At 66.2% G+C, this 9,195-nt stretch carries 10 protein-coding genes and 1 pseudogene; 9 read left to right on the forward strand and 2 right to left on the reverse strand.

Features of this window, described 5'->3' with window-relative positions:
* Nucleotides 1–167: 167 nt before the first annotated feature.
* Complete coding sequence (locus A9W95_RS11185) at nucleotides 168–1,361, forward strand: MinD/ParA family protein (RefSeq protein WP_371328056.1); 1,194 nt, start codon at nucleotides 168–170, stop codon at nucleotides 1,359–1,361.
* 86 nt (nucleotides 1,362–1,447) lie between these two features.
* Here A9W95_RS11185 and sigI read toward each other — a convergent pair whose 3' ends face one another.
* Nucleotides 1,448–2,323, reverse strand: a complete 876-nt coding sequence (sigI, locus tag A9W95_RS11190; protein ID WP_067412155.1) for an RNA polymerase sigma factor SigI — start codon at nucleotides 2,321–2,323, stop codon at nucleotides 1,448–1,450.
* Nucleotides 2,324–2,435: 112 nt separating this feature from the next.
* On the opposite strand from sigI, the gene A9W95_RS11195 reads away from it, so the two are divergent.
* On the forward strand, nucleotides 2,436–3,308 hold the full coding sequence (locus tag A9W95_RS11195) for an NAD(P)H-binding protein (protein WP_067412158.1): 873 nt from the start codon (nucleotides 2,436–2,438) through the stop codon (nucleotides 3,306–3,308).
* Entirely contained in the window at nucleotides 3,301–3,753 is a 453-nt protein-coding gene (locus tag A9W95_RS11200) for a nitroreductase family deazaflavin-dependent oxidoreductase (RefSeq protein ID WP_067412161.1), read from the forward strand. Before A9W95_RS11195 ends, A9W95_RS11200 begins: the two co-directional genes overlap by 8 nt.
* A gap of 126 nt (nucleotides 3,754–3,879) precedes the next feature.
* Here the strand turns inward: A9W95_RS11200 and A9W95_RS11205 are convergent, their stop codons facing one another.
* Nucleotides 3,880–4,170 (reverse strand): WhiB family transcriptional regulator, encoded by a 291-nt coding sequence (locus A9W95_RS11205; RefSeq protein WP_067412164.1) that lies wholly within the window; start codon nucleotides 4,168–4,170, stop codon nucleotides 3,880–3,882.
* 476 nt (nucleotides 4,171–4,646) lie between these two features.
* Here A9W95_RS11205 and A9W95_RS11210 point away from each other — a divergent pair, with 476 nt between their 5' ends.
* The 6 genes and pseudogenes from A9W95_RS11210 to A9W95_RS11235 all read left to right on the forward strand — a co-directional run.
* A complete protein-coding gene (locus tag A9W95_RS11210; RefSeq protein ID WP_067412182.1) occupies nucleotides 4,647–5,516 on the forward strand; it encodes an FHA domain-containing protein in 870 nt (289 codons plus the stop codon).
* Nucleotides 5,517–5,761: 245 nt separating this feature from the next.
* Nucleotides 5,762–7,021: an EspA/EspE family type VII secretion system effector gene (locus tag A9W95_RS11215; RefSeq protein ID WP_067412167.1), complete on the forward strand. Its 1,260-nt coding sequence runs from the start codon at nucleotides 5,762–5,764 to the stop codon at nucleotides 7,019–7,021.
* Between the two features lie 65 nt (nucleotides 7,022–7,086).
* The gene (locus A9W95_RS11220) at nucleotides 7,087–7,398 is read left to right on the forward strand and encodes an ESX-1 secretion-associated protein (RefSeq protein WP_067412170.1); all 312 of its coding nucleotides are present in this window, start codon (nucleotides 7,087–7,089) and stop codon (nucleotides 7,396–7,398) included.
* A gap of 1 nt (nucleotide 7,399) precedes the next feature.
* A complete protein-coding gene (locus A9W95_RS11225) occupies nucleotides 7,400–8,257 on the forward strand; it encodes an ESX secretion-associated protein EspG (protein WP_067412173.1) in 858 nt (285 codons plus the stop codon).
* Nucleotides 8,258–8,293: 36 nt separating this feature from the next.
* On the forward strand, nucleotides 8,294–8,842 hold the full coding sequence (locus tag A9W95_RS11230; protein WP_082983029.1) for a DUF2694 domain-containing protein: 549 nt from the start codon (nucleotides 8,294–8,296) through the stop codon (nucleotides 8,840–8,842).
* Nucleotides 8,839–9,195, forward strand: a pseudogene (locus tag A9W95_RS11235) (type VII secretion AAA-ATPase EccA); the annotation flags it as partial. The gene A9W95_RS11230 and the pseudogene A9W95_RS11235, both read left to right, overlap by 4 nt.

Here is a 9,195-nt window from a genome sequence, read left to right on the forward strand (position 1 = left end):
CCGCACGCCCACCCGTGCCGCCGCCGCCACCACCACCGCGTGCACCGGAAGCGCCGCCGCACCGAGAACCACCACCTCCGTCGGAATCCGACGCGCCGCCGCAGCCAGTGACCGACGCGCCGACCCACATCGTGCCGGCATCGCAGCCGGAATCGCCGCCGCAGCCGGTGACCGAGGCGCCGCAGCCCGAATCGCCGCGGCAGCCGGTGCCCGAGGCGCCGACCCAGCAGGTGCAGGCTCCGCCACCGCAAGCGCCGCCGCCACCGCAAGCGCCGCCTCCACCGCAACCACCCAGGCCGCAATACCACGGCGGCCCGCATCCGGAGCCTCCGCATCAACGACCGCACGGCCCACCCCCGCATCAGCCGCCAGGGCCGCCACCGCATCGGGACACCACCGCACCGCCGCCACAGGCGCCCTGGGTCGACCCGGCGCTGCTACAGGCGCGGACGCGGGCGCAACGGCAGGAGCGTGGCTGGCGACGGTTCCTGCGGGCGGCCACCTTCGGCCTGGTCAAGCTCGGGCCGTCGCCCTCAGAACGCGAGGCCGCAGAGTTCCAAGCCGCGATCCGCATCCCGTTGCACGGCACCCACAAGGTCGGGGTGCTGGGTAAGGGCGGCGTCGGCAAGACGTCGGTCGCTGCCAGCGTCGGCTCCATTCTCGCCGAGCTGCGTCAGCAGGACCGCGTCGTCGCAATCGACGCCGACACGGCGTTCGGCCGGCTGAGCAGCCGGATCGATCCACGCACCACCGGCTCGTTCTGGGAGCTGACCGCCGACAAGAACTTGCAATCGTTCGCCGACATGACCGCACGCGTCGGACGCAATGCGGTGGGTCTTCACGTGCTGGGTGGGGAACCGGCGTCCGGTCCACGCCGCGTGCTCGATTCGGCCGTCTACCGCGAGGCCGCTCGGCGGTTGGACCGGCATTTCTCCATCTCGGTCATCGACTGCGGCTCGACCATGGATGCGGCGGTCACCCAGGAGGTGTTGCGCGATCTGGATGCCCTGATCGTGGTGTCCTCCCCGTGGGCGGACGGAGCTTCGGCCGCCGCCAAGACCATGGAATGGCTCTCTGATCACCAGCTGACCGGATTGCTTCGACGTAGTGTCGTGGTGCTCAACGACTCCGACGGGCACGCCGACAAGCGCACCCGCTCGTTACTGGCCCGCGAATTCGTCGACCACGGCCAGCCGGTCGTCGAAGTGCCGTTCGATCCGCACCTGCGGCCAGGCGGGGTCATCGACGTGACTCACGAGATGGCCCCGGCGACACGATTGAAGTTCTTACAGGTCGCGGCGACGATCGTCGGCTACTTCTCGGCTCGGCCGGACCGCTCGGCCGAACGCCCGGCGCGCTGACGGTTCACCCGGCTTCGGCGCCACCAACCGCGCCAGCCAGGCCAGCGGACCGGGTCGCGATGAACTCCAACGTGGTCCGCACCCCGCTACTGCGGCTGGACCGAACCCATGCGCGCGGAGGGGTCGACCGTCGCCTCGATCTTGCTCACCCGGCCGCCGTGCAGCGTCAACACGATGACGGCGAAAAGGCGGCGGTCGGCGAAGGCCAGCAGGACCGGCTGTCCAGCGGGTCCGGTCACCAGCGTCACGCCCGGCCCCAGGTAGCGCAACAAATTGGTGGCCACCTCCTGCGGGCCGTGATTGATCTGGGGCGGCGGCGCGGGGTCGGCCAGGATGGTGCCCACTCCCCACACGGTCGGGTCCAAGACCGCGGCCAGTGCGACGAGGTCACCATTGGCGCAGGCGGTGAGGAACTTCTCGGTGACGACCTGGTGTTCCGCGGGTGCGACGTCGTTGAGCTTCGGTTGTGCGGCAATGAATTTGGATCGAGCGCGGCGCGCCAACTGGCGACAGGTGCCGACCGGGCGGCCGACCGTCTCGGCGATGTTCTCGAACGGATACCCGAACACATCGTGCAGTACGAATGCCACGCGTTCGCCCGGACTCAGCCTGCGCAAGACCTCTAGGAGCGCGCTGCGCACCTCGTCGTCCAGGGTGACCCGCTCGGCCGGAGTCAACTCGACCGACTGTTCCGGCAACGCGCCGGGGTCCAGCCGTTCGTATCGGGCGCGTGCCGAGCGCACCTGATCCAGACACAGCCGGCTGGTGACAACGGTGAGCCAGCCGCGGACGTCGTCGATCTCGGCGAGGTCAGTGCGCGACAGGCGCAGAAACGCCTCCTGCACAACGTCTTCTGCGGCGCCCACGTCCCCGAGAATCTGGTACCCGAGATTGATCAGGTATGGCCGGTGACGACGCCACGCGTCCACGACCTGGTCACTCGGTGACGTCGCTGGGTCCATGGAAGTTCCGACGATCTGCAGACGGGAAAAGTTACATCCTGCGACGGTAACTTTCCCAGCCTCGGGTCCGTCCTTTCCATCAGAACACGTTTTCTGAGCGAAGGAGATCCGCATGACACTCGTCGTGACGGGGGCGACCGGCAATGTCGGTTTTCCCTTGGTCGCCGAACTAGCCGCCGCCGGGGCGCAGGTTCGGGCAGTGACCCGCCGACCGCACACCACCGAATTCCCCGACGGAGTCGAGGTGGTCGACTCTATGGCCAAAGCGCTGCCGGGAGCATCGGCAGTGTTCCTGAATTCCCGGGCGCTGGGTGCACAGTTGCCCAAAGTGGTGGCTGACTGCGCGGCCGCAGGCATCTCCAAACTGGTTGCGTTGTCGGCCATCAACGCCGATGACGACTTCTCTCGCCAGCCATCCCGCTTCCGCGGTGACCGCAACAAGGAGGTCGAGCAACTCGTCATCGATTCGGGGCTGCCGTGGGTGAGCCTGCGGCCAACTGTGTTCGCGACGAACTTCGCCGGCATGTGGTCGGCGCAGATTCAACGCGGGGACGTCGTCGTCGGCCCCTACGCTCAGGCGTCGCATGCGCCCATTGTGGAAAGCGACATCGCGGCGGTCGCGGCGCGCACTCTGCTGACCGACGACTTCGTCGGTCAAAAGCTTTCGCTGACCGGGCCGCAAGCCTTGACCAACGCCGAGTTGGTCCGCGTCATCGGGGCCGCATTGGGGCGGCGGCTGCACTATCAGGAGATTCCGCCGGAAGTGGCACGACAACAGTTGGCCGGCGCGGGTGTCACCGCGGGGTTTGCGGACGGATTCTGGGAGGCGTATCTGGCCATGCTGGCCGCGACCCTCGACCAGCCGGCGCTGATCACTCACGACGTCGAGAAGATTCTCGACCGTCCGGCGCAGACCTTCGCGTCCTGGGTCGCGGAGCACCGCGATCTTTTCACCGACTCTGTATCGGGAGCCGACCATGGCTGAGGCCACCGAACCCCGCCCGCCGCGCTACCTCAAGTCGATGAACAAGGTGATGATGGCCGTGCAAAAGCTCGGCATACCGACCGGGCCGGCAATGGTTCTCACGGTCCCCGGGCGCAAGTCGGGCCGGCTGCGCAGTACCCCCATGACGCCGTTCCAGTACGACGGCGCCCTGTACGTGGTCGCCGGCTATCCCGGCGCGGACTGGGCGGCCAATGCCCGGGCCGCGGGTGCCGGCACGCTGGCCCGCGGACGACGTTCCCGTCAGGTCCGGATCGTCGAGTTGAGTGCCGCCGAGGCCCGGCCGATCCTGCGGGTGTTTCCGGTCAAGGTTCCCGTCGGGGTGTCGTTCGCCAAACGCTCCGGCATGGTCCGTGACGGAACTCCGGAAGAGTTCGAGGCTCTGGCCGGTCAACTGGCGGTGTTCCGGTTCGATCCGGCCGACTGACCCGCACCCAACCGCAGACCCCTCGAAGCGGCGGTTGGGTGTGGCATGCGGCAGAGCCCTAGTCAGCTGCCGTTACTTTACCCCTGGCCTGGCCCATCGAACGCACGAAATCGCTTGTCGTCGGCCTTATGCCGATTTGGCGGCGACTCGGTTGTCGCGCACCGGGAAGCCGTTGCGCTCAGCCAGGGACCGCAATTGACCCAGCGCGTGCGCCCGGCCACGGCCCGAGTCGGGAATCACGACCCCGGCCCACAGCCCTTCGGCGTTCGACGACTCGACCGCGTCACGCGCGCACATCCACCGACGCGGGCAGGCGCGGCACAGCATCTTGGCCTCGGCGTCGGGAGTGGTGGTCCAACGGTCCGGGTCTTGGGTGCACACGCCGAGCGGGACCTCGAACAAAGCTGTTGCAGTCATTTCTACGTTCCTCCTGGAAGCGTTGCAGTTCAGTCCCCTCTGTCGACAGAGCGTATAGCACTAACCGTTGCAGTGCAACAGTTCGCCTGTAAACAGTAGTGATGCAGCGCTACGGGATGGGTACCGGCATCGGCTACCGGTGGCTTCACCTGCGCATACGGGTGCTGTGCGGCATTATGCAGGGCGCGGCTCGCGCGTCTGATCAAGCACCGCTACAGAGTCGCGGCAACAAACCGTTCCACTTTGCGGAACTTCAAGGTAAGCTAACCGTAGCGATTGCCCCGGTTCAGTAGAGCGATGCTCGAGATGTGAAGCGCGGTGACCGTAGCTGCAAAACGTAGCGAAGCCACAGCATAGGAAGGCCGCAACGGACGATGGCAGGAAGCGAAACGAGCGCCCTGCTGTCCGTCGTGCCGACCAGCGGTGTGCTGACCATCGTTGCTGAGCGGCGCATCATCGACGACGGCGCCGGCGGTATGTTCGTCGACAGCTTGATGAGCGGCCCGGCCGCCCCGAATGCCAACACCGACGTCCGGTTCGACCATCCCACTGGAGGCGAAGCGTTGACCTTCGAAGTCGTCAAGCCGTCGAGCGCGCCGGCCGATGAGTCGGACGAAGCCACCAGCGAGCCCGACCCGGGAGTGGTGCGCGCCGGCGCCGCCGCCGCGGCGCGCCGCCGCGAACTCGACATCAGCCAGCGCAGTCTGGCCGCCGACGGAATCATCAACGCCGGCGCGCTGATCGCCTTCGAGAAAGGGCGCAGTTGGCCGCGCGAGCGCACCCGGGCCAAGCTCGAAGAAGTCCTGCAGTGGCCGGCTGGAACGATCGCTCGGATCCGCCACGGGGAACCGGTCGCCGCGCAACCGGTCGCGACGCCACCCACTGCGGCTACCCCCGGCGCGGCGCCACCTGACGGCCCGGCGTCCTTGATCGCCCAAGCCGTCACCGCGGCGGTCGACACCTGCAGCCTGGCCATCGCGGCGTTGCCGTCACCGCAGGATCCGGAATTCACCGAGCGCGCGGCGCCGATCCTGGCTGATCTGCGTCAGCTCGAAGGGATCGCAGTGCAGGCGACGCGTATCAGCCGGATCACTCCGGAATTGATCAAGGCACTCAGTGCGGTGCGCCGCCATCACGACGAATTGATGACGCTCGGCGCAACGGCGCCAGGAGCCACTTTGGCGCAGCGGTTATACGCGGCGCGCCGGCGGGCTAATTTGTCCACTTCGGAAACCGCCCAAGCGGCCGGAGTGTCCGAAGAAATGATTGTCCGTGCCGAGGCGGAAGAGTCTTTGCCCACTGAGGTCGCCGAGGCGATCGAAACGCTCATTATTCAAATTAATTGAGGTTGGCTCGGACGCCTACCCACAAAGGGCGCCCGAGTCACGATCACGCGGGGAACGGCCGGAAGTGGCTTCGGGGCCCCGGAATTCCGCCGTGCAGTCGTTGACTGCTATGCGCTCGAAAATCGCAGTCCCACTGAAAATTTCGTGCATCGACCCCGGTCATCACACTGTTAAGCTCATCGTGCGGTGCAAAGGTGCACATGAAAATGACGGTGCACAAAACAGCGAGTGTGAGGACCAGGTAAATGGCGGGAAGCGATCTCTGCAAGACCACGAGTAACTTCATCTGGGGCCAGTTGCTGTTGCTCGGAGAGGGCTTCATCCCGGACAACGGCGACGTCTTCGCCGCCGGCTCTTCGTTGTTCAAGCAAATCAGCGACAAGATGGGCTTGGCCATTCCGGGCGCCAACTGGATCGGCCAAGCGGCGGATGCCTATTTGAACCAGAACATCGCTCAGCAACTGCGCGCACAGGTCATGGGCGACATCGACAACTTGACCGGCAATGTGATCTCGAACCAAGCCAAATACATTGCCAACACCCGCGACGTTCTGCGCGCGATGAAAAAGATGATCGACGGCGTGTACAAGGCCTGCAAGGTGCTGGAGAAGATCCCGCTGCTCGGCGACCTGTGGTCGTGGGAGCTGGCGCTTGTCATGTCGGGCATCGCGATGGCGACCGTCGGCGGAGCGCTGCTCTACCTGACGATCATGACGCTGATGAACGTCACCAACCTCAAGGGACTGTTCGGCCGGGTGCTCGAGATGTTCACGACCTTGCCGAAGTTCCCGGGCCTGCCCAACATCCCCCTGCCGGGTATCCCCGACATCCCCGGCCTGTGGCCGCCGCAGCTGCCCGACATTCCGATCCCGGGGCTTCCCGACATCCCGGGCCTGCCCGACTTCAAATGGCCGCCGGAGATCGGCGTCCCGGACTTCCCACTTCCGATCCCCGGTCTGCCGGAATTCGAGTGGCCCTCCATCCCCGGCTTCCCGAACATCGGCTTGCCCGAACTGGGCGGCCTCATCCCCGGGTTCCCCAACCTGCCGGGACTGCCCAGCATTCCGAACCTGTTCCCGGGCCTGCCCGGCCTGGGTGAACTCATCCCGGGTATCGGTAACTTGGGCCAGCTGCCCACCTGGACCGAATTGGCTGCACTGCCCGACTTTTTGGGTGGCTTCGCCGGCCTGCCCAGCCTGAGCTTCGGCGACCTTCTCGGGTTCGCCCAACTGCCCAGCGTGGGTTCGCTGACCTCGACGATGGGTCAGCTGCAACAGCTCGTGGCGGCCGGTGGCGGTCCGGGCCAGATGGGCAGCATGGCGGGTCAGCAGGCCCAGATGATCTCGTCGCAAGCGCAACAGGGCGGCCAGCAGCAAGGCACGTTGGTCAGCGACAAGAAGGAAGACGACGAAGGCGCCGCCGCCGGATCGACCGAGGGCGAGCGGGCACCCATCGACGCTGGCACAAGCGGCGGCCAACGCCGGCCGGAAGGCACTGTCCTTTAGCCGAAAGCCAAGCGAGCAAAAGCCATAGCGAGTAAAACGTTAGACGAAAAGGAAGGTTGTACCCCATGACCGGGATACTGGGCGTCGTACCGTCGTTTCTGAAGGTATTGGCGGGCATACAGAACGAAGTTTCCGGGATGTTCCCGCAAGTGACCAGTGAGATCGGTGGCATCAGCGCACGGGTTGCCAGCACCCACGGTTCGTTCACCTCCAACTTCAACGAGGCGCTGCAAGAGTTCGAGACCACGCACACCAGCACGGTCACCGGCTTGCAGCAGGTCAACGGCGGGCTGGCCAACAACCTGCTCTCGGCCGCGACCGCCTACCTCAACGCCGACCAAGGTTTGGCCGGCATCATCGACAAGATCTTCGGCTGACATGACCGGTCCGCTCGGAACTGCTCGCGCGGGCCTCGTCGACGATGTGGTCGGCGTCGAGGTCACCATCGACGGCATGTTGGTGATTGCCGACCGGCTACATCTGGTCGATTTCCCTGTCGCACTAGGGATTCGGCAGAACATCCCGCAAGAAGACCTGCGCGATCTGGTGTGGGACCAGGTAGCGCGCGACCTCACCGCGCAAGGCGTGCTGGACCGCCACGGCCAGCCGCACCCGGCGGTGGCGTCCATGGTCGACACATTGAGCCGGGCCGACCGGACCCTCGAGGGCCGCTGGTGGCGACGCGACCTTGCCGACTCGGCCGGGGGCGCCATGGTGCGATTCGTGGTCTGCCGCAAGGGCGATAGCCACGTCGTGGCTGCGCGCGACGGCGACATGCTGGTTCTGCAGCTGGTCGCGGCGCAGGTCGGTCTGGCGGGCATGGTGACCGCGGTGCTCGGGTCGGCGGAGCCGGCTCCAGTCGAACCGCTGACCGGCGTCGCCAGCGAATTGGCCGGCTGCACCACCCCCGGTCAACTGACCCGCTACGGCATCGCCCCCACCATGGCACGCCTCTACACCGACATCGTGAGCAACCCCACCAGCTGGGTGGAGATCGTCGCCAGCCAACGCCATCCCGGCGGCACCACGACACACACCAAGGCCGCCGCCGGTGTTCTCGACTCCGCGCACGGCAGGTTGGTGTCGCTGCCCCGCCAGGTCGGCGGCGAGCTATACGGAAGCTTCTTGCCTGGCACTCTACAGAATCTGCAGCGGGCCCTGGACAGTCTGGTCGAGCTGCTGCCATCCGGATCCTGGCTGGATCCAGCCCTCGACCATGCCTCCGCCCGAGGCTGACTCCCCGCTTCACTGAGTTCAGAAAGGACCGCCATCGTGGACCTGCCCGGAAACGACTACCACAGCGACGATCTCGGCGCGCTGGATTTCTCCGGCGGTGCCACCGTCCAAGAGTCGTCGCTTGACGCGCTGGATGGCTACGCGCCGGCCGAGACCGAAGATGCCGGCACCGAACTGGACGCGCTGCACGGGCTGACCGAGAAGGACGAGGAGCCCGACTTCGAGTTGTTCACCGTCACCAATCCGCAAGGTTCGGTGTCGGTGACGACCCTGATGGGCGGCATCATCCAACAGGTCACCGTCACGGACAAGGCATCGAGCATGTCCGAGTCCGCGCTCGCGGAGGAGATTTTCGTGATCGCCGACCTGGCTCGGCAGAAGGGCCGCGCCGCCCAGCACACCCTGATGCTCGAAACGATGCAAGAGGCAGCGGGCGAGGGCACCGAAGAGAGCGCCCTGTTACGTGAGTTCGTTGGCATGACGCTGAACCTGCCGACTCCGGAAGAGGCGGCTGCAGCCGAGGCCGAAGTGTTCGCATCCCGTTACGACGTTGATTACACGGCCCGCTACAACGGTGATCAATGACTGATCGCCTGGCCGGCCTGTTCGAAAGTGCCGTCGGCATGCTGCCGCTGTCGGAGGCACGGTCTTTGGACATGTTCACCGAGATCACCGAATACGACGAGTCGGCGTGTGACGCCTGGGTCGGCCGGATTCGGTGCGGCGACACTGACCGGGTGACACTGTTCCGAGCCTGGTACTCCCGGCGCAACTTCGGCCAACTGTCGGGTTCGGTGCAGATCTCGATGAGCACGCTGAACGCCCGGGTGCCCATCGGCGGTCTCTACGGAGACATCACTTACCCGGTCACCTCGCCGCTGGCAATCACCATGGGGTTTGCCGCATCCGAAGCCGCGCAGGGCAATTACGCCGACGCG

This window comes from Mycobacterium sp. 1423905.2 (assembly GCF_001673155.1).
GTDB lineage: Bacteria > Actinomycetota > Actinomycetes > Mycobacteriales > Mycobacteriaceae > Mycobacterium.